The organism is Kaistella haifensis DSM 19056, assembly GCF_000735695.2.
Classification (GTDB): domain Bacteria; phylum Bacteroidota; class Bacteroidia; order Flavobacteriales; family Weeksellaceae; genus Kaistella; species Kaistella haifensis.
This window is the reverse complement of sequence record NZ_JASZ02000025.1, coordinates 17,154-35,933: the sequence shown is the minus strand read 5'-3', so window position 1 is coordinate 35,933 and position 18,780 is coordinate 17,154. Positions and strand designations below refer to the sequence as shown.

At 36.4% G+C, this 18,780-nt stretch carries 22 protein-coding genes; 6 read left to right on the top strand and 16 right to left on the bottom strand.

Annotation, left to right across the window (positions count from 1 at the left end; translation table 11 throughout):
- Positions 1-19 precede the first annotated feature (19 nt).
- The 5 genes from AP75_RS10645 to recR form a co-directional block, all read right to left on the bottom strand.
- The gene (locus AP75_RS10645; RefSeq protein ID WP_031501313.1) at positions 20-1,051 is read right to left on the bottom strand and encodes a CgeB family protein; all 1,032 of its coding nucleotides are present in this window, start codon (positions 1,049-1,051) and stop codon (positions 20-22) included.
- Positions 1,048-2,184, bottom strand: coding sequence for an NAD-dependent epimerase/dehydratase family protein (locus tag AP75_RS10640; protein WP_088264629.1), 1,137 nt, complete (start codon positions 2,182-2,184; stop codon positions 1,048-1,050). Before AP75_RS10640 ends, AP75_RS10645 begins: the two co-directional genes overlap by 4 nt.
- A gap of 1 nt (position 2,185) precedes the next feature.
- Positions 2,186-2,740 carry an acyltransferase gene (locus tag AP75_RS10635; protein WP_031501516.1) on the bottom strand — a complete coding sequence of 185 codons (555 nt, stop codon included), beginning with the start codon at positions 2,738-2,740 and terminating at the stop codon, positions 2,186-2,188.
- Positions 2,737-3,516: a glycosyltransferase family 2 protein gene (locus tag AP75_RS10630; RefSeq protein WP_221404536.1), complete on the bottom strand. Its 780-nt coding sequence runs from the start codon at positions 3,514-3,516 to the stop codon at positions 2,737-2,739. The genes AP75_RS10635 and AP75_RS10630 overlap by 4 nt, the downstream gene beginning before the upstream one ends.
- An 80-nt stretch (positions 3,517-3,596) precedes the next feature.
- Entirely contained in the window at positions 3,597-4,208 is a 612-nt protein-coding gene (gene recR, locus AP75_RS10625; RefSeq protein ID WP_031501512.1) for a recombination mediator RecR, read from the bottom strand.
- A 73-nt stretch (positions 4,209-4,281) separates the two neighbouring features.
- Between recR and AP75_RS10620 the strand changes: the two genes are divergently transcribed.
- The 3 genes from AP75_RS10620 (at position 4,282) to AP75_RS14105 (ending at position 6,555) form a co-directional block, all read left to right on the top strand.
- Positions 4,282-4,887: an LURP-one-related/scramblase family protein gene (locus AP75_RS10620; protein ID WP_088264627.1), complete on the top strand. Its 606-nt coding sequence runs from the start codon at positions 4,282-4,284 to the stop codon at positions 4,885-4,887.
- Between the two features lie 139 nt (positions 4,888-5,026).
- Positions 5,027-6,469, top strand: a complete 1,443-nt coding sequence (locus AP75_RS10615) for an aminoacyl-histidine dipeptidase (RefSeq protein WP_088264625.1) — start codon at positions 5,027-5,029, stop codon at positions 6,467-6,469.
- A complete protein-coding gene (locus AP75_RS14105; RefSeq protein WP_394335374.1) occupies positions 6,466-6,555 on the top strand; it encodes a DUF4256 domain-containing protein in 90 nt (29 codons plus the stop codon). Before AP75_RS10615 ends, AP75_RS14105 begins: the two co-directional genes overlap by 4 nt.
- Positions 6,556-6,655: 100 nt before the next feature.
- Here the strand turns inward: AP75_RS14105 and AP75_RS10610 are convergent, their stop codons facing one another.
- On the bottom strand, positions 6,656-6,988 hold the full coding sequence (locus tag AP75_RS10610) for a 2Fe-2S iron-sulfur cluster-binding protein (protein WP_031501511.1): 333 nt from the start codon (positions 6,986-6,988) through the stop codon (positions 6,656-6,658).
- Between the two features lie 17 nt (positions 6,989-7,005).
- Positions 7,006-8,058 (bottom strand): NAD(P)/FAD-dependent oxidoreductase, encoded by a 1,053-nt coding sequence (locus tag AP75_RS10605; RefSeq protein ID WP_088264623.1) that lies wholly within the window; start codon positions 8,056-8,058, stop codon positions 7,006-7,008.
- Between the two features lie 146 nt (positions 8,059-8,204).
- On the opposite strand from AP75_RS10605, the gene AP75_RS10600 reads away from it, so the two are divergent.
- The gene (locus AP75_RS10600; protein WP_031501510.1) at positions 8,205-8,972 is read left to right on the top strand and encodes a DUF3108 domain-containing protein; all 768 of its coding nucleotides are present in this window, start codon (positions 8,205-8,207) and stop codon (positions 8,970-8,972) included.
- 101 nt (positions 8,973-9,073) lie between these two features.
- Here AP75_RS10600 and pheS read toward each other — a convergent pair whose 3' ends face one another.
- The 5 genes from pheS to AP75_RS10575 all read right to left on the bottom strand — a co-directional run bounded on the left by pheS (position 9,074) and on the right by AP75_RS10575 (position 12,168).
- Positions 9,074-10,084, bottom strand: a complete 1,011-nt coding sequence (gene pheS, locus AP75_RS10595) for a phenylalanine--tRNA ligase subunit alpha (protein ID WP_088264621.1) — start codon at positions 10,082-10,084, stop codon at positions 9,074-9,076.
- A 105-nt stretch (positions 10,085-10,189) separates the two neighbouring features.
- Positions 10,190-10,765, bottom strand: coding sequence for an RdgB/HAM1 family non-canonical purine NTP pyrophosphatase (gene rdgB / locus AP75_RS10590; protein ID WP_088264619.1), 576 nt, complete (start codon positions 10,763-10,765; stop codon positions 10,190-10,192).
- 18 nt (positions 10,766-10,783) lie between these two features.
- Positions 10,784-11,617 (bottom strand): CPBP family intramembrane glutamic endopeptidase, encoded by an 834-nt coding sequence (locus AP75_RS10585; RefSeq protein ID WP_031501914.1) that lies wholly within the window; start codon positions 11,615-11,617, stop codon positions 10,784-10,786.
- A 4-nt stretch (positions 11,618-11,621) separates the two neighbouring features.
- Complete coding sequence (locus tag AP75_RS10580; RefSeq protein WP_031501913.1) at positions 11,622-11,942, bottom strand: type II toxin-antitoxin system PemK/MazF family toxin; 321 nt, start codon at positions 11,940-11,942, stop codon at positions 11,622-11,624.
- Positions 11,929-12,168, bottom strand: coding sequence for a hypothetical protein (locus AP75_RS10575; RefSeq protein ID WP_031501911.1), 240 nt, complete (start codon positions 12,166-12,168; stop codon positions 11,929-11,931). Before AP75_RS10575 ends, AP75_RS10580 begins: the two co-directional genes overlap by 14 nt.
- Positions 12,169-12,291: 123 nt before the next feature.
- Here AP75_RS10575 and AP75_RS10570 point away from each other — a divergent pair, with 123 nt between their 5' ends.
- Positions 12,292-13,890, top strand: coding sequence for a peptide chain release factor 3 (locus tag AP75_RS10570; RefSeq protein ID WP_031501910.1), 1,599 nt, complete (start codon positions 12,292-12,294; stop codon positions 13,888-13,890).
- 156 nt (positions 13,891-14,046) lie between these two features.
- A complete protein-coding gene (locus tag AP75_RS10565; RefSeq protein ID WP_088264617.1) occupies positions 14,047-15,201 on the top strand; it encodes a DUF4349 domain-containing protein in 1,155 nt (384 codons plus the stop codon).
- 50 nt (positions 15,202-15,251) lie between these two features.
- Here the strand turns inward: AP75_RS10565 and AP75_RS10560 are convergent, their stop codons facing one another.
- The 4 genes from AP75_RS10560 to AP75_RS10545 all read right to left on the bottom strand — a co-directional run bounded on the left by AP75_RS10560 (position 15,252) and on the right by AP75_RS10545 (position 18,674).
- A complete protein-coding gene (locus AP75_RS10560) occupies positions 15,252-15,992 on the bottom strand; it encodes an energy transducer TonB (protein WP_158212076.1) in 741 nt (246 codons plus the stop codon).
- A gap of 19 nt (positions 15,993-16,011) precedes the next feature.
- A complete protein-coding gene (locus tag AP75_RS10555) occupies positions 16,012-17,070 on the bottom strand; it encodes a DUF2891 domain-containing protein (protein ID WP_242589805.1) in 1,059 nt (352 codons plus the stop codon).
- A gap of 77 nt (positions 17,071-17,147) precedes the next feature.
- Positions 17,148-17,513 (bottom strand): hypothetical protein, encoded by a 366-nt coding sequence (locus AP75_RS10550; protein ID WP_031502267.1) that lies wholly within the window; start codon positions 17,511-17,513, stop codon positions 17,148-17,150.
- 21 nt (positions 17,514-17,534) lie between these two features.
- On the bottom strand, positions 17,535-18,674 hold the full coding sequence (locus AP75_RS10545) for an acyl-CoA dehydrogenase (protein ID WP_031502265.1): 1,140 nt from the start codon (positions 18,672-18,674) through the stop codon (positions 17,535-17,537).
- Between the last annotated feature and the right edge of the window lie 106 nt (positions 18,675-18,780).

Here is an 18,780-nt window from a genome sequence, read left to right as displayed (position 1 = left end):
ATCCGTTTTTTTTTTGATTTTATTCAAAGTTTCGCTCTTTAATTCCCCAATAATGATCCTGATGATGCAGAAACAAACACTCAATCCAGCTATCCAAAGACATTTTGGATAATATTTCATCATCGATTTCAGAAAATTGGGTTTCAAAAAAGTCTTTATTGATTTTCAAATTTCTCCGATCCAGAATCATCACATTTTCCTCCGAAAAAAAAGGATAATTCTTAATATCTGAATTTGTTGTGAGAATTTTTTTTCCGGATGCCAATGCTTCAAATGTTCGAATTGTTAAACCATTTTGAAAAGGTTTATTAATATCCAAAACGGAAAAAGATTGGCTATAAATTTCAGCAATTTCTGCGTGTTTCAGTTTGGTAAAACTAAGTTTTTTGATGTCAAAATGTTGCAAATGCCGATCGAATAACCACTTCAACAAAAATGCAGTTCTTCCGGGAGCATAGTAATAAAAAAACGTTTTCAAATGATGTCGCTCCGCAATTTCCCGAACCTTTTCACCGATTGCGTAACGGTCGGTATGCGCAGTTCCGATAAAGGTTATATCATACTTTTGTTCTTTTATTTCTCGGATATTTTTGTAATCATCAATAAAAAACAAAGGCCGAAAATGCAGACCGAAACGTTTAGCATCACGTGGTTCAAAAGTGAAATTTTTATCGAAAAACGGATAGAGTTTTTGAAATTTTGGATATTCGTCAACTGCGTCGTAGGAATAGAAAATTTTCTCAGCCAACGGATTCTTTTCTCGAAAAGCTTCAAGAAAGAAAAACGGAATGCTTTCACCTTTTATTAATAAGAAAAAATCATATTTTTTTTTTGAAATTTCCACCAAAATTTTGCGATAATAGCGGTTTATTCTTCGCTGATACCAACCGCTATTTACGCGGATAATTCCTTTAGACAAAAGAGAATCCGATGGTCTTTCGTTATAAAAATCTACTTCAGCTCCCCATTTTTTCAATCGTTCGATAATCGCTTTTTCATAACCGAAAAAATGGGCAGAAATAAACAATATTTTTTTTCCTTTCAGATTCATGTTTTCAGGAAACCTTTTTGTTTCATTTCTTGCAATGAAGCTTCAAAATCATTTTCCAAAACCGGCTGTTTTAAAACCCATTCGGTGAAATCTTGCATTCCTTGCGAAAAACTTACTTTAGGTTGATAATTCAAGAGGTTTTTCATTAATGAAATATCCGCAAAGTTATGTCGGATGTCGCCAATCCTGAAATTTCCAGTAACCGAAACAACCACATCTTTCTGATATTTTTCTACAAGATTTTCCGCCACAGATTTTACGGTAGTTGCAATTCCGGTTCCTACATTGATGATTTGGTTATTTGCGGCATCCATTTCCAAACTTCTTATCGTAGCTTCTACGGTATCATCAATATTGATAAAATCTCTGGTCGGCAAACCATCTTCAAAAATATTGATGTCTTTTCCACTTAAAATTTGCGAAGAAAATATCGACAAAATACCAGTATAGGGATTGACAAGCGATTGCCCAACTCCATACACATTTTGGTAACGCAGAATCATATAATCGACTGCTATCGTTGGACAAACGAGTTTTACCATTTGTTCCTGCTGCAGCTTTGTGAGTCCGTAAAACGAAGTTGGATGAAGTTTAGAATCTTCAGAAGTAGGAAGTGGCTTCATGATTTCACCTTTTTCATCATTCATTTCGAAGATTCCTTTTTCCATAAAATCCGTTCTTCGGTTGCTAGGATACACAATCTTCGCAGATGAATCCTGGTATTTACCTTCGCCATAAACCGCTCTAGAAGATGCTAAAACAAACTTCTTGACGCGGTTTTTTTTATTAACCAAAACATCAAGAATAAGCGCTGTTCCCGAAACATTTACCTTATTATATCTTTCGATTTCATACATCGACTGACCGGTTCCAGTTTCTGCCGCCAAGTGTATAATGGCATCTTGGTTTTCTATGGATTTTTCGAGGTCAATCCTATTCGAAACATCCCCTTTAATGAATTTTACTTTACCTAAAATACGTTGGTAAAGCGGTGAATTCTTTTCAGGATTTGCGCTATGGATTTGTTCGGAAAGACAGTCTAAAACGGTCACTGAATATCCACGATTGATTAATTTCAGTGCAAGTGAACTTCCGATGAACCCGGCTCCACCGGTAATTAATATATTTTTCAATTTACCCACTTATTCTTTCCCAGATTTGGGTTTGCTGGTTATACTTTTTTACGATTTTCGCAGGCGAACCTACGATGACACAATAATCAGGAAAAGTTCCTTTCACAACCGAATTAGCACCTACAACGCATTGTTTTCCCAACACGGTTCCGGGCATAATTGCGGCGCCCATTCCTATAAAACAATTTTCTCCGATGGTTGTTTTTTTAACGGTAATTTTTTGTTTTACAACATGTTTTCCAATTTCGGTGTAATCATGATCGATATTGGTGATGAAAACATTGGCTAAAATCAGCGAACGCTTCCCTATTTTTAGTTGACCAGCGGAAGTAATGTGCACATTCTGAGAAATCACCACATCATCTTCTATTTCGATGGTTCCTCCGTCTTGGGTTTCCATTCTTAGGTGCGGAAGAATTCTCACTTTTTTTCCAATAAAAATATTCCGGATTCCTTTCAGGAAAATAGGTTTCCCAAGATATGAAGGCATCCCAAATTTGCCAAAAAAAGGCGCATAACACAACGCTCTGATTCCCCAAAGTATTTTATCCATCATAGTTTTGCTCTTATTGGCCTCACAATATATTTTAATTTGGAAAATACAAAATAAAAAATATATCCCAACAAATTGATCCGTTTATTTCGATACATTTCCGAAATATTTTTCTGGATACCTTTCTCCATTTCTTTTAAATTTGCAGAAAGTCCCGAAAACCCGAAAGATTTTTTGCCATTTCCTGCGATTACAAGTTTTTCAGGAAGTAGAAACATCGAATTGTTTTCGCTGATTCTCATCCAATAATTGGCATCTTCAGAATATCTTTGTCTTTCGTCAAAAAAACCGGTATTTTCAAGAATTTTCCTTTTGAAAATTGCCGTAGAAGTTTGCCCGGTAATTTTAAACAATAATTTATTTAAACTAATGATAACCAAACCACTACTACCAATCACATACGGAAAACTCACTTTTTCATCATTCCATAAAGAAGCAAGAAAATCCACCCCAAAATTCTGATTTACAAGATATTTCATCTGTTTTTCGGTTTTTTCCGGAAGCCATTCGTCATCGGAATCGAGCAAAGCAATGTAATCTCCTTTTGCGATTTTCAGTCCTGTATTCCTAGCTTTGGAAACACCGCCGTTTTCCTGATTAATCAATTGAATTGGCATTTCTGGATTTTTTTTTCGGTAATTTTCAAGAATTTCTGCACTTCGATCTGCGGAACCATCATTAATGACAATGATTTCAAACTCGCCTTTCCACGTTTGATTTTTAATCGAATCAAGACATTTTTCGATGCTTTCTTCGGCATTATAAACGGGAATTATCACAGAAATCACCATTGAAATTTGTTTAAAAATTAAAAACTACCATTTACGATCAATCTAAAATATAAATTTTGTGTGGGAAATTAATCTTTTTCGTTGTAAGGCAACCGGTTCTGAATCGATCTGCCCAATGAAATTTCATCCGCATATTCCAGCTCATCTCCCACCGATATTCCGCGAGCGATGGTAGAAAAATTAACCTCAAAATTTTTGAATTTTTTATAAATGTAATAAGCCGTCGTATCGCCTTCCATCGTCGCACTCAGTGCGAAAATCAGCTCTTTAACTTCCCCACTTTCCAGTTTTTTTTCAATCGAAGAAATGTGAAGTTGATGCGGACCAATACCTTCCATCGGCGAAATTTTGCCGCCCAAAACCAAATATTTTCCTCTGTATTTTCCGGTATTTTCAATCGCCATCACATCTCTCACATCTTCTACGATGCAGAGGATTTCTTCATTTCTTTTCGGGTTGGCGCAGATTTCACAAATCTCCACATCGGAGAAATTATGACAATCTTTGCAATACTTTATTTCGGTAACGAGTTTATTCAGCGCATCTCCCAAAGCAATTGCTTGACTTTCCGGCTGTTTCAGCAGATGCAATGCCAATCTCAACGCCGATTTTTTTCCGATTCCGGGCAATCCCGAAATTTCTTCTACTGCTTTTGCTAATACTTTGCTCGGATAATCCATTCCACAAAAATAAAATTTAAAACCTCAAGGTGCAAGTTTCACTCCTTTTATTATCTTTGGTGAAAATAGCTTTATGATTCTTCAAAATTTAAATTATCCTCTCGATTTCAAATTTAAAATTACCACCCTTTCTAGCGATTTCAATATCACCGATAAAAACGGAAATTATGTGGCATACGTTCGCCAGAAAATGTTTAAATTAAAAGAAGATGTCATTATTTTCAATGACGAAACCCGTTCTCGGGAACTTTTCCGAATTCAAGCTAACCAATGGATCGATTTTAATGCTTCCTACTCGATAACCGATTTAGAAAACGGGAAAAATTTCGGAAGATTAGCAAGAAAGGGAATGCGTTCTTTGTGGAAATCATACTACGATGTTTTGGACGAAAATAACGCATTAAAATTCCAAATCAGCGAAGACAATGCTTGGGTGAAAGTTTTGGATGGTTTTATTGGAGAAATTCCCATTGTTGGGATGTTTACCGGATATTTCCTGAATCCATCGTACACGGTGAAAGATTCCGCAGGAAAAGAATATTTCCGCCTCAAGAAAATGCCGTCATTGTTTGGACGAAGATTTCAACTCGATCGGTTAATCGATATCGACGATGAAGACGAATCACTAGTGGTTTTATCTTTATTAATGATGGTTCTTTTGGAAAGAGAACGAGGATAAATTTCAAAAATAAACCTATGAGTGATATTTAAAAATAAAATTTTCCAAAACCTCCATTTTTTTTAAATTCAATAAATAATTGCCTGACTTTTTTTCAGGCATTTTTTTATTCTTAAATTTGAGGAAAATATTATTTATAATGGAAATTACGCAGATAGAACCTCAAATAGTCTGGAAAAATTTTGCTGCATTAAACGCAATACCTAGACCTTCCAAAAAAGAAGAAAAAGTAATTGAATTCATTAAAAATTTTGGTGAAAATCTTGGTTTGGAAACTACCGTTGACGAAGTAGGAAACGTTATCATCAAAAAACCTGCAACTCCGGGAATGGAAGACCGAAAAGCAATCGTGATGCAATCTCACCTCGATATGGTTTGCCAAAAAAACAATGATGTTCTTTTCGATTTCGAAACCCAAGGAATCCAAATGGAAGTAGATGGTGATTGGTTAAAAGCAAAAGGAACAACTTTGGGCGCTGATAACGGTTTGGGAGTTGCCGCAATCATGTCGGTTTTGGAAAGTTCGGATATTCCACATCCCGCTCTGGAAGCACTTTTCACTATTGATGAAGAAACCGGAATGACCGGTGCAATTGGCTTAAAACCCGGACAATTATCTGGTGAAATACTTCTTAATTTAGACACCGAAGAAGATGACGAAATCGATATCGGTTGTGCTGGTGGAATCGACGTAACAGCTTCCCAAAACTACAATTTGGAAGATGCGAAAGGACAAATCGTGAAAATTGAAATCAAAGGTTTGCAAGGTGGACATTCCGGAATGGACATCCATAAAGGTTTCGGAAATGCAAACGTAATCCTAGGAAGATTGTTGTACACCGGTGTTTACAACCAAAACATTCAGCTCATATCCATTGATGGTGGCGGTTTGCGAAATGCGATTCCACGCGAAGCAAATGCTGTATTTTCGGTGAGAAATGAAGTAGAATTCATCGATAATGCCAATATTTTGAAAGCTTCAATCCTCGAAGAATTTGCAAATGTTGAAAAAGATCTGCAAATAAATATTGAAAATTTCAGTACCACAGAAAAAGCTATTTCTGAGGAAGATTCCAAAAAAATAATTTTAGCATTAAAATCCGCTCACAACGGTGTTTACCGAATGTCTCCGGATGTAGCTGATTTGGTAGAAACTTCCAATAATATCGCTCGTGTCGAGCTGAAAGATGGTACATTAAAAATTTTAAATCTTTCCAGATCATCGGTTGATTCTACAAAATTTGCTGTTGCAGAACAATTGAAATCCGTTTTCGAATTGGCAGGTTTTGAGGTAGAATTCAGCGGTTCGTATCCGGGTTGGAAACCAAAACCAGGTTCGGAAATAGTAAAAATCATGGAGAAAATTTACGAAAGAGATTTCGGCTCAAAACCGCACGTAGTCGCTTGTCACGCAGGTTTGGAATGCGGAATTATCGGTGCTAACTATCCTGAAATGGAAATGGTAAGTTTCGGACCGACGATTCGTGGAGCACACTCACCTGAAGAAAAAGCAAATATTCCATCTACACAAAAATTTTGGGCATTTTTGAAAGAAATTCTAAAGGAAATTCCTAAAAAATAAGGTCTAGCGCAATTTTCGGAGATTTCCGTTATGCAACCGTTTTTATTTATCCCAACGGAGCAGAATCTTATTACGCTGCTCGCTGATTTCGAGGAAAACTTAACGGATAAAAAAGTACATCATTAAAAATAAAAATCCCGTAACATAGAGTTTCGGGATTTTGTTATTTAAAAAAGTAATTATTTTCTATGGATAAGGCGCGATTTGAACTTCCAATCCATCGATCTTTTCGGTGATTTGGATTTGGCAACCCAATCTGGAATTATCTTGAACGTGAAACGCTTCAGCAAGCATTGCATCTTCTTCAGCGCCCATTTCTTCCAATTTTTCGGCACCATTAATTACATAGACCTGACAAGAAGCGCACATCGCCATTCCGCCACAAACCCCGATGGTACCTTCTTCCGCCAATTCGTAGGAACGCATCACTTCCATTAAATTCATGGACATATCGGTTGGCGCAATAACTTCGTGAGTTTGGCCGTTTCGGTCGGTAATTTTTAATTGAATATCCTGCATTTTTTTGATTCTAGTATTTAATCAATCTTTTTCACAACAGCTTTTTCCGCTTCTTTTCGGCTTCCATCAAAACCATCTACTCCACTTACTGTTGTATATTTTAAAACATATTTTTTACCCGGATTCAGCATATTGTAAACGCTTTGGCACATTAAAGTAGCTTCATGGAAACCACATAAAATCAGTTTCAATTTTCCTGGATAAGTATTGATATCGCCAATCGCATAAATTCCTGGAATATTGGTTTGATAATCCAATGCATTGTTCACAACGATGGCATTTTTCTCAATTTCTAAGCCCCAATTTGCAATATCTCCCAATTTTGGAGTAAGCCCGAAAAGCGGAATGAAATAATCGGTTTCCACATCGAATGTCTCGCCTTCTTTTTCCAAAGTAATTGCGGTAACTTTTCCTTCACCCTTAATTCCAGTCACTTCAGCTGGAGTCACCAACTTTATTTTTCCTTGATCCTTCAGAGCCTGAACTTTTTCAACAGAATCCAAAGCACCACGGAATTCGTTTCTTCGGTGAACCAAAGTTACTTCACTTGCAACATCGTCCAAGAAAATGCTCCAATCCAAAGCAGAATCACCACCACCTGCGATCACCACTTTTTTATTTCGGAAATGTTCAGGTTCTTTAATGAAATATTCCACCCCTTTTTCTTCGTAATCAGCGATGTTTTCGATGGTCGGTTTTCTAGGTTCAAAAGTTCCCAATCCTCCTGCAATTGCTACAGCTTTTGCGTGGTGAACGGTACCTTTGTTGGTTACCACTTCGAAAGTTCCATCTTCAAGTTTATTTAAAGTTTGAGCGGTTTCGCCCAAGGTAAAGCCCGGTTGGAACTGCTTAATTTGCTCCATTAAATTATCGATCAATTCTCCTGCATTCACTGATGGAAAACCTGGAATATCAAAAATAGGTTTTTTCGGGTAAAGCTCTGTCAGCTGTCCACCTGGTTGTGGCAAAGCATCGATAAGATGGCATTTCATTTTCAGCAGACCTGCTTCAAAAACTGCGAAAAGCCCGGTTGGCCCAGCTCCTATTATTAATAAATCGGTTGTAATCATTGATGATTTTTTTAAGAAATTTTTGTGCCACAAATTTAAGAAAAATAAAAGAACAGCGAATTACATAAGAGTGACAAATGTCATTTTAAATTGCTTCCAAATCAATGTTTTATATTTGTGGCAAATTTTTTGCAAAACGAAAGACTATGAAAAAATTGTTAATCGCTTTCAGTATGATGATTTTTGCTTTGGGATTCTCTCAAAAGCTCGATAACATCCAATCTGGCGAATATTTAAATTATAGAATTCACTACGGACTTTTGAATGCCGGAACCGCAACTTTAACCACCTTAAAAACCACCTACAAAGGTCAACCGCATTTCTATGTGAAAGGTTATGGGAAAACTACCGGTGCTGTTCGCGCTTTCTTTAAAGTGGAAGATTACTACGAAAGTTACATCAATTATAACACCGGTTTACCAAGTTTTTATGTGAGGAATGTACAGGAAGGAACTTATACCCAACACTTCGAAACCAGTTTTAATCATAACAACCACACTTTAATTTTAACGGATAAAGAAAAAAATACTTCCCGCGTGGTAAACTCTGTTAAAGGAATTCAGGATATGCTTTCGGCGTTTTATTATTTAAGAAGTTTGGAGCCGACTGAACTGAAGATTGGAAGTGTAAAAAAACTGAACGTGTGGATCGATGATGAAATGTTTCCTTTCCAGATTAAAATTGTAGGAAGTGAAAATATTAAAACAAAATTCGGAACTATCAATGCTTTGAAAATTGTTCCTCAAGTCATGAGTGGCCGAGTTTTCAAGGATAAAGAAGGCGTAACAATGTGGGTGAGCAACGACAAAAACCTAGTTCCTTTAGCGATAAAAGCTGAACTCGCAGTTGGCTCTTTGAAAGCCAGCATCGATTCGTATAAAAATGTGAAGTATCCACTGAATTTTAGCAAATAAACTTAAAATCCTTTTGCAAAAAGATATTCGCAAAAGAAAATTATAAAAAAAGACCGTTTCAATACTATTGAAACGGTCTTTATAATTTTTTTAAAGAACAATTAAAGCGATTTAAACTGCTCCAACATTCTCTTATCATTTTCAAAAAACATTCGGATATCGCTCATTTGATAAAGCAACATCACGATTCTCTCAATTCCCATCCCAAAAGCGTAACCGGAATATTTATCCGCATCGATATTGACGTTTTTCAAAACCGCAGGATCCACCATTCCGCAACCCATAATTTCCAGCCAGCCAGTTCCTTTGGTTATTCGGTAATCGGTTTCGGAATTCAGTCCCCAATACACATCCACTTCCGCACTTGGCTCTGTGAAAGGGAAATAGGAAGGTCTCATACGGATTTTCGATTTCCCGAAAAGTTCGGTGGTAAAAAACTGAATCGTTTGTTTTAAGTCTGCAAAACTCACATTTTCATCAATGTATAAACCTTCAATTTGATGGAAAATACAATGCGAACGAGAAGAAATAGCTTCATTTCTGAACACTCTACCAGGCGAAAGAATCCGCATTGGTGGTTGGTTTTCTTCCATATGTCGAATTTGCACGGATGAAGTGTGTGTTCTCAGCAAAACATCGGGATTGGTTTCGATGAAGAAAGTATCTTGCATATCCCTCGCCGGATGATATTCCGGAAGGTTTAGCGCAGTGAAATTATGCCAATCATCTTCGATTTCCGGACCGTCGGCCACTGCAAAACCTATAGATTTAAAAATCTCGATGATTTTATTTTTCACCAAATTAATCGGATGGCGCGTACCGAGATCAGCGGGAAATCCAGGTCTCGTTAAATCTTCTTTTTCAAGAATGAGGTTAGATGAAGATGCATTTTTCAGGGAATCAAGTTTTGCCTCGACTGCCTGTTTCAGCGTGTTGATTTTTTGCCCGAATTGTTTTTTCTGATCGTTGGGAACATTCTTAAATTGGGCAAAAATATCATTTAAGATTCCTTTTTTGCCATTGTATTTAATTCGGAATTGCTCAATATCATCTTTATTCGTCGTGCTGAAATTGCCAACCTCAACCAATAATTCATCAATCTTTTCTAACATCTTTAATATTTAGTAAGCTGCAAAAATACAATTTTTCAATGTAAATTTAAGCGTAAAATCACAGGTAAATTCTGCAAATACCCTTTTTTTTAATGGAATAAAATGCTACTGCTTTAGAAAATCGAGAAACAGTTCAATGGCTTTTTTTCTGTGGCTGATTGCGTTTTTATCTTCCGGTTTCATCTCTGCAAAGGTGATTTCATGATGATCGGGAATAAAAATCGGATCATAACCAAACCCTTTTTCACCACGAATTTCCCGGGTTAAATTCCCATAAACTCGGCCTTCAAAATAATGAGTTCCATCGCCATCAACAAGACACATCACAGTAACGAAATAAGCTTTCCGGTTGTTCTCATCTTTCATTTCATCCAGCACTTTCGCCATATTTTTTGCAAAATCATGGTTTCCGGCATAACGAGCGGAGTAAATCCCAGGTCTTCCTTCCAAAGCTTCAACCACCAATCCGGAATCGTCTCCCAAGCTTGGTTTCCCGGTTTTTTCGAAACAATATTTTGCTTTGATTAAAGCATTTTCGTGAAAGGTATTTCCATCTTCTACAATTTCATCGTGCAAATCGTAATCGGCTAATGAAGTGACGCTGAAATCGTTTCCTAAAATCTGCTGAATTTCTTCTTTTTTATGCTGATTATGCGTTGCAATAAGGATTTCCTGGCTCATAAATATCAATTCGTATAATTAAATTTCAGAATAATGTACTCTGTATTTTCGGGTAAATAAATAATAAAAAACGGCAAATAAAACGATTCCTACGAACAAAATAATCCATTCGGAAACTTTGAAAGCATCGGCAAAACTTTCGGTATTTCCATAAAAAATGAGAATCGAGGAACATAAATTATTGAAAGCATGCAACAAAATCGGCAAAAGCAACGATTTGGTTTTATAATAAACAAATCCCAAAACACTTCCCAACAAAACCGCGCCTACAAACTGCCACGGATTGCCATGTACAAGCCCAAAAACCACGGCTGAAATTGCAATCGCAGTAACGGGTTTTGTGCCTTTATTGATGAGTCCTTTCTGAATAATTCCACGGAAAACGATTTCCTCAAAAATGGGAGCCATAATCACCGCCATCACAATCATGGTGGCTTTATCATTGGTCATTTGCTCCATCATTTTCGAAAAATAGGCGTAATATTCTCCGAAAAATGGTCCGCTAATAGGAATTTGTGCGGTGATACATTCGGCGATCAACATCATCCCGAGCATCATCGGGAAAACCAAAAGATATGTTCCAAAATTGGTCGGCGAAAAGTTGAAATTGAGTTTTCTGCCGGTTTGCGGTCTCGCCACAAAATAATCGAAAGCGAAAATTGCACCCAAAAATCCCGCTGCATTGATCACCATTAAATAAAAATCCTGATATTGAAAATTATTTTTAAATATCATCATCGAAAAAACATTAAGAACCGCGATTAAGGAGGTTCCAGCAATCATTCCTGCGACCAATGCAAACGCGCCTTTCCAGTTGAAAATGTATTTTTTTTGAGAGTAATTTTCTTTCATTTTCCTATTTTAATTGAAGCATTTTTTTCATTTCTTTGTTCATTTCACTAATTTCATAAGCTGATAAGGCTCCTAATTTTCCTGCAACTAAATCTTTATCTAGCGTTGCTATTTTCGAAGTTTTCAAAATAGAATCAACTTTAAGACCATTGCTATTTGATTTTTTTAAAACTAAATCAAACTTATTTTTCCATCTTATATTGGAGGTTATGAAAGAAACGGTCACATCTAAATCATTGGCATATAAAACCACAGCAGGACGCAATTTACTACCTGACAAATCCGTAAAAGGAAAAGGGATAAGAACAATATCACCTTTCCTCATTTCCATATTTTATTTTAATATCCGAAACGGAATAGGTTATTTCGTCCTCATCCAGAAAATCATAAGCTTTGCTTTGTTCTACAAGTTCAGCGATACCATCTTTCAATAAGTTTTCTTCATATTTCATCAAAAGAAAATCCGCAAAATCTGAAATTTCTTCTGCTTTGCGATTAGGAAGCTTATTGATGATGTTTATGGTTTTTTCAATAATGGCAGACTTATCCATTGCTGTATATTTTTCAACAAATATAAATCAATTCTCAGAAAAAGTGGCGTAACTTTTCAACTTACCAAACTTCGTTTTCATTTTCCATAAAAAAACACGATTTTTGCACATTCAAATACAATTATGTCAGAACTCATCAAAGAAATAGAAAGACGAAAAACCTTCGGGATCATCTCGCACCCGGATGCCGGTAAAACGACCTTAACGGAAAAACTCCTTCTTTTCGGAGGCGCAATTCAGGAAGCAGGTGCCGTAAAATCAAATAAAATTAAAAAAGGAGCAACCTCCGATTTCATGGAAATCGAAAGACAGAGAGGAATCTCCGTGGCGACTTCGGTTTTGGCTTTTGAATACCGAAATCATAAAATCAACATTCTCGATACGCCCGGTCACAAAGATTTTGCAGAAGATACCTACAGAACTTTAACTGCAGTAGATTCGGTAATCGTGGTTATCGACGTTGCAAAAGGGGTCGAGGAACAAACCGAAAAACTCGTTCAGGTTTGTAGAATGCGAAACATTCCGATGCTCGTTTTCATCAATAAACTCGATCGTGAAGGAAAAGATGCATTTGACCTTTTGGATGAAGTGGAACAAAAACTAGGATTAACGGTTTGTCCGCTTTCTTTGCCAATTGGGATGGGAGGCGATTTCCAAGGGATTTATAACATCTGGGAAAATAATATTCAACTGTTTTTAGAAGAGAAAAAACAAAAAGTGGGTGAGGCGATTAAATTTGATGACATCAATGACACGACAATCGATGAAGTTATCGGAGCAAAAGCTGCAGCAACTTTAAGAGAAGAACTCGAATTGGTGCAATCGGTTTATCCGGAATTTAACCGCGAAGATTATATGAAAGGCGATTTGCAACCAGTTTTCTTTGGTTCTGCTTTGAATAATTTCGGAGTTCGTGAACTATTGGATGCCTTCATCGATATCGCGCCGAAACCACAGCCAAAAGAAAGCGAAACCCGATTGGTAAAACCGGAAGAAAAAGATTTCACGGGATTTGTTTTCAAAATTCATGCGAATATGGACCCGAAACACCGCGACCGATTGGCTTTCGTGAAAATCGTTTCCGGAACTTTTAAAAGAAATGAAAATTATCTGTTGGTAAGAGAGAACAAGAAAATGAAATTCTCTTCTCCGAACGCCTTCTTTGCCGATAAAAAAGAAGTAGTGGACGAGAGTTTCCCGGGAGATATTGTCGGACTTCACGATACCGGAAATTTCAGAATTGGAGATACTTTAACTGCCGGAGAAAAAATCAACTTCAAAGGAATTCCGAGTTTTTCACCGGAACATTTCCGATATATCAACAATGATGATCCATTGAAAGCAAAACAACTTGCGAAAGGAATCGATCAATTGATGGACGAAGGTGTCGCGCAGCTTTTCACCCTCGAAATGAACAACCGAAAAATTATCGGAACGGTGGGCGCACTGCAATATGAAGTGATCCAATACCGTTTGGAGCACGAATATGGCGCGAAATGCAACTACGAACCGCTTTCCATCCACAAAGCTTGTTGGATTGAAGCCGACGAAAAATCCGAAGAATTCAAAGAATTTGCGAGATTGAAGCAACGTTTTATGGCGAGAGACAAATACGGACAATTGGTATTTTTGGCAGATTCATCATTTACAATCCACATGACTCAAGAAAAGTTCCCAAATGTGAAACTCCATTTCATCAGTGAATTTAGAAAGAATCAATAATCAATACTTAAATCTTCAGTTTATCTGAAGATTTTTTTTGTAAAATACGTTGTAAAATATTTTGCAAAATACTCACTTATAACCAATTAAGCATTTTCAACATTTTTAAGGAATACTATTTGATTCTACTCCACAGTTTTTAATTTAAAATCAACCATGAAGAAAATATTTCTTGCCATTTTCCTTGCAGTTGCTTTGGTTTCTTGTGATATAAATACGATTCAGCAAACCACCGACAGCATCAAACAAGCCGACAGTTTGTTGACGAAAGCCAACGATGGCATCAAAACTTTGGATTCGATCTCGAAAACCATCAACGATTCCGACGGAATTGCCAAAAAAGTCATCATTCCGGAAATTGAAAAGCAAAAAAAATCGATCGACAGCACCATAAAATCCGGAAGTTGGCAGATCGATTCCATCAACAAAGAGATTGAAAAAATTACCAAAAATGTGAAAGTAGGAACCGAAGTGGTGAAAACTTTGGATTCCGCAAATCGGTCTTTGGAAAAAGGTGGAAATGTGATTTCTGTTCTAACGAAAACCGCCGACAAAATCCTTCAACAAACCAAATCTCAACCGAAAGTTGCGGAAAATCCTGCGCCAAATCCGCCTTCACAAAATCAAAATAATTCGGTGACAGCAGTTCCAAAAAAGGTAAATCCGCCTTTGGTAAAAACTGCGAAATTGGAAATTCAGGTGGAAAATCTGGACGAGGCAAAAGCTTTATTAAAACAAAAAATCAGGGAAAACAACGCCGATTTGGTTTCGGAAAATTTTACTCAAAACGAAGGAATTATGCGAGAATATACTACGGTAAAAGTTCCGCTTCAGTATTTTGATAGCTTGGTTTCTGACGTTTCCTCGCAATTGGGCGATGTGAAATCGAAAAGTACCGAAACTGAAGGTAATGATCGGATCGCTTCGCAAATGTGCGACGTCGAAATTACTTTAGTGCAAAACGAAAATATTTCCGGAACTGCCTTTGCCAAGGAGAAAGTTGAGGAAGATCCTAACAGTTTAAGCGGGGCTTTTATGAAAGGTTTCAACGTATTGGGAGATGCGATGCTTTTTCTACTTCCTTTCTGGCCCATTATCCTAATTGCTGTGGGGCTTTGGTATTTTATTGCGAAAAGAAATAACAAAAAACGCGAAGAAGAATTCCAAAGACAATTGGCTTTAGAAAGAGAAAAAATAAAAGCGGCAGAGGCCTTAAAACCATCAGCAGAAACGCCTCAAAACACTGAACCAACCAATGCTGAGGAAAATAAAAACGGTGACGATATTTCTAAATACATGCCGAAAGAATAATGGAAAATTGAGATATAGAAAATAGGCTGTTCATTTTTTGAACAGCCTTTTTAGTATTTTTCATAGAAAGATGTTGAAAAATTTAGAGGTATAGTAATTCTAGATTTTACAGGAACGCCATCTAATATAGCAGAATTCCATTTTCCTTTTGTTCTATTGATGGAGCGAACGATATCTTTGTTAAATGATTCATTATCTATTTTGGGTGAAACAATAGGGTTGATAATTTCACCATTTTCATCAACTACAAATTCTAAAAAAAGGTTTCCATTAACATGATAATCGTTAAAAATAGACATGAAATTATCATGAATATCCTTGTCCATCACTTTTTTTCCACCTTTGTAAGTAATAGGAATATAAAGTTTTTCAGGAGTGTAATTTTCTGTGTATTTATCCAGCAAATGATTAGGAACAAAAAATAATCTAACAACTGAATCAAAATTTTGATCTTTTATTTTTGCAGGAATCCACTTGTCACTAAGTTTCAGTTCTCTCAAAACATCTAAAGTGAAATCGTACGCACATTTATTTTTATTGATGTTGACAGAGTCAAAATCGGTGATAAATTTTATTTTGGCTTCCTTGGTCAATAATAATTTCGCTTGATAAATTTCTTTTTTATCACAAGAAGAAAGTTTTTTCAAAGAAGCAATGGTGTTGATATCTTTGTATAATTCTTGTAATCCACCTTTGTAAAATTCTTGATTTTTTGGAAATTCATCTAGAATTTGAGCATTTAAAAATGCTGTGAAAAATAAAAAAATAGAGAATAGTTTCTTTGTTTTCATAATTATCATAAAATTTTTATTATTTATTACTCAAAGCATACACCGCAAAACTCGCCAACCAATGATCTCCACCATAATTCCCTTTAAAAACTAATGGTAAAGCATTTTCTAAAAACTTGGTTGAAGTTTCCTCAAATTTTTTTTTGTATCGGTGATTTTTAGGTAAAACTTGAGCAATATTTTTCATGCACCAACTTCTGGTAAAACTTAAACCAACTAAATGAACCGTTTGATAATCATTAATATCCGAAATTATTGGAAGTTGAGAAATATTTTCTATACTTCTCTTTTCGTAGAATTTATTGAACCATTTTACATATTCATTTTGTGGAAGAATTCTGGTCATCAAATCTGCAATTTCTAAACTTGGTGAAAAGAAATCGCTTCCGTCTGGTTCTAAATAAGCTGGCGTTTTTTCGTCTTTTAAATAGAAATATTTGGCTTTTTCGATCAGTTGATTTTCAAAATCTTTTTCGCCAACAGATCTTGCCCAATCTATGGCAAAACTTAGCGCAAATGCTGTGTTCGGATGAACTCCTGTTCTGTTAGGATACGTTTGTTTTGGCAAATATTCTTTCCAGAGTTTTACGATTTCATTGGTTAATGGCTTTAAATTTTGATGCCAAATTTTCGCTTTTGCATGGTCCCAATTTGCTAATTCCGCATCTAATTGAAGCAACCAAGCCCAACCATAAGTTCTCTCAAAACCTTTTGCAACTTGATATTTGCTGAAATATTCTGCTTCGGATTTTATTTTCTCAGGTTGAAAAGAATTATCGAGAATGTTTAGAATTTCATCTCGATTCTTGAGAAAAGGTTTGTCTTTCAGTAATTTGATGAGCATCCAATGTCCGTGAACCGATGAATGCCAATCAAAACAGCCATAAAAACTTGGGTGCAACTCTTTTGGAGTCAATTTCACATCGATCTCATTATTAATAACATGCGCTGTTTTATTAGGATATTCTTGATTGATGCAATGCACAGGTTTTTCGGATAATTGAAACGCAATTTCATCAGTAAGCGAGCGAACTTGCGCTGAAAAACTCAAGGAAAACAAAACGGCTAAAAGACTCATTTTTTTCATTGAATAAATGTATAAAAAATAACTAAAATTTAAACAAAAAAAGCCCTCCACAATCGGAACGCTTTTCTTTATTTCATATTCACTACTCTATCGACGATATAAGTGGTATTTCCCCGCCAAGGAAGCACTCCGTGATATTCTTTGTAATGCAAATCGAAGGTTTTCCCGTTGTTGATTTCGAGTTGTTTGAAAATAGCATCATCTTCAACAGAAAATTCGAATTCGTAGCTGGTTAAATTCCCGGTTCTCGGATTGGCTCCGAAGCCTTGCTGAATCAGTTTTCCTTCATAAGTTTTGAAAATATTGCCTTTTTTCACGGCATAATTTAATACTCCAGATTTTACGCCTTCACCGAAAACGAAATAATACCGGTAATAAAAAACACCTGCCAAAACCAAAAGTATTGCAATAAGAGACATCCACACGTATTTCATAGCGAATTTATTTAGTTTGAATTATTTAGCGATACTTCTGGAGATTACAATTTTCTGAATTTCAGAAGTTCCTTCGTAAATCTGGGTGATTTTCGCATCACGCATCATTCTTTCCACATGATATTCCTTCACATAACCGTATCCACCGTGGATTTGTACGGCTTCAATCGTGGTATCCATCGCAACTTGCGAAGCGTAAAGTTTTGCCATTGCACCGATTTCCGAGATGTCTTTTCCTTCATCTTTTTCGGTTGCAGCTTTGTAGCAAAGCATTCTCGCAGCGGTAATTTGGGTTGCCATATCTGCTAATTTGAATGCAATCGCTTGGTGATTAATGATTTCCGTTCTGAAAGCTTTTCTGGTTTTAGCATATTTCAAAGCCAATTCATACGCTCCGGAAGCAATTCCTAAAGCTTGAGAAGCAATCCCGATTCTACCACCATTCAAAACCGCCATTGCGAAATTGAAACCGAAACCATCTTCCCCGATTCTGTTTTCTTTAGGAACTTTCACATCGGTGAATAATAAAGAATGTGTATCACTTCCGCGGATTCCCAGTTTATCTTCTTTGGGTCCGATTTCGAAACCGTCCCAACTTCTTTCTACGATGAAAGCATTGATTCCTTTATGTTTCTTCTCTGGATCAGTTTGTGCGATTACGACATAATAAGTTGCATTTCCGCCGTTGGTAATCCAGTTTTTGGTGCCGTTAAGGATATAATGGTCGCCCATATCAACAGCAGTAGTTTTTTGGGAAGTAGCATCCGAACCCGCTTCCGGCTCCGAAAGTGCAAATGCCCCAATCACTTCGCCGCTTGCCAAAGGTTTCAGATATTTCATTTTCTGTTCTTCATTGCAGAATTTTTCCAATCCGGCACACACCAAAGAATTGTTTACCGACATGATCACGGCAGCTGAAGCATCTACTTTAGCGATTTCTTCCAATGCCAAAACATAAGAAACACTGTCCATTCCGGCGCCGCCATATTTAGGATCTACCATCATTCCCAAAAATCCCAATTCTCCCATCTTCTTCACTTGCTCATACGGAAATTTCTGTTCTTTGTCTCTTTCTATTACGCCGGGCAAAAGTTCGTTTTGTGCAAAATCTCTTGCTGCTTGCTGAATCATCAATTGTTCTTCGGATAAATTAAAGTCCATAATAATATTAAAATTGTTTGTCCGTAAAGCTACAATTTTTCTAAAAATTTTGAAAATTAAAATGATATCACCTTTAAAATATTCATAAAAAATTACTTTTTATAGA

What these genes read in the sequence shown, in the direction of transcription:
- AP75_RS10615 (WP_088264625.1), top strand. Translation starts at nt 5,027, where the DNA reads ATGGAAATTACGCAGATAGAACCTCAAATAGTCTGGAAAAATTTTGCT.
- AP75_RS10545 (WP_031502265.1), bottom strand. Translation starts at nt 18,674, where the DNA reads ATGGACTTTAATTTATCCGAAGAACAATTGATGATTCAGCAAGCAGCA.
- AP75_RS10610 (WP_031501511.1), bottom strand. Translation starts at nt 6,988, where the DNA reads ATGCAGGATATTCAATTAAAAATTACCGACCGAAACGGCCAAACTCAC.
- AP75_RS10570 (WP_031501910.1), top strand. Translation starts at nt 12,292, where the DNA reads ATGTCAGAACTCATCAAAGAAATAGAAAGACGAAAAACCTTCGGGATC.
- rdgB (WP_088264619.1), bottom strand. Translation starts at nt 10,765, where the DNA reads ATGAGCCAGGAAATCCTTATTGCAACGCATAATCAGCATAAAAAAGAA.
- AP75_RS10580 (WP_031501913.1), bottom strand. Translation starts at nt 11,942, where the DNA reads ATGAGGAAAGGTGATATTGTTCTTATCCCTTTTCCTTTTACGGATTTG.
- AP75_RS10645 (WP_031501313.1), bottom strand. Translation starts at nt 1,051, where the DNA reads ATGAATCTGAAAGGAAAAAAAATATTGTTTATTTCTGCCCATTTTTTC.
- AP75_RS10560 (WP_158212076.1), bottom strand. Translation starts at nt 15,992, where the DNA reads ATGAAAACAAAGAAACTATTCTCTATTTTTTTATTTTTCACAGCATTT.
- AP75_RS10575 (WP_031501911.1), bottom strand. Translation starts at nt 12,168, where the DNA reads ATGGATAAGTCTGCCATTATTGAAAAAACCATAAACATCATCAATAAG.
- AP75_RS10605 (WP_088264623.1), bottom strand. Translation starts at nt 8,058, where the DNA reads ATGATTACAACCGATTTATTAATAATAGGAGCTGGGCCAACCGGGCTT.
- AP75_RS10585 (WP_031501914.1), bottom strand. Translation starts at nt 11,617, where the DNA reads ATGAAAGAAAATTACTCTCAAAAAAAATACATTTTCAACTGGAAAGGC.
- pheS (WP_088264621.1), bottom strand. Translation starts at nt 10,084, where the DNA reads ATGTTAGAAAAGATTGATGAATTATTGGTTGAGGTTGGCAATTTCAGC.
- AP75_RS10555 (WP_242589805.1), bottom strand. Translation starts at nt 17,070, where the DNA reads ATGAGTCTTTTAGCCGTTTTGTTTTCCTTGAGTTTTTCAGCGCAAGTT.
- recR (WP_031501512.1), bottom strand. Translation starts at nt 4,208, where the DNA reads ATGGATTATCCGAGCAAAGTATTAGCAAAAGCAGTAGAAGAAATTTCG.
- AP75_RS10550 (WP_031502267.1), bottom strand. Translation starts at nt 17,513, where the DNA reads ATGAAATACGTGTGGATGTCTCTTATTGCAATACTTTTGGTTTTGGCA.
- AP75_RS10620 (WP_088264627.1), top strand. Translation starts at nt 4,282, where the DNA reads ATGATTCTTCAAAATTTAAATTATCCTCTCGATTTCAAATTTAAAATT.
- AP75_RS10565 (WP_088264617.1), top strand. Translation starts at nt 14,047, where the DNA reads ATGAAGAAAATATTTCTTGCCATTTTCCTTGCAGTTGCTTTGGTTTCT.
- AP75_RS10635 (WP_031501516.1), bottom strand. Translation starts at nt 2,740, where the DNA reads ATGATGGATAAAATACTTTGGGGAATCAGAGCGTTGTGTTATGCGCCT.
- AP75_RS10600 (WP_031501510.1), top strand. Translation starts at nt 8,205, where the DNA reads ATGAAAAAATTGTTAATCGCTTTCAGTATGATGATTTTTGCTTTGGGA.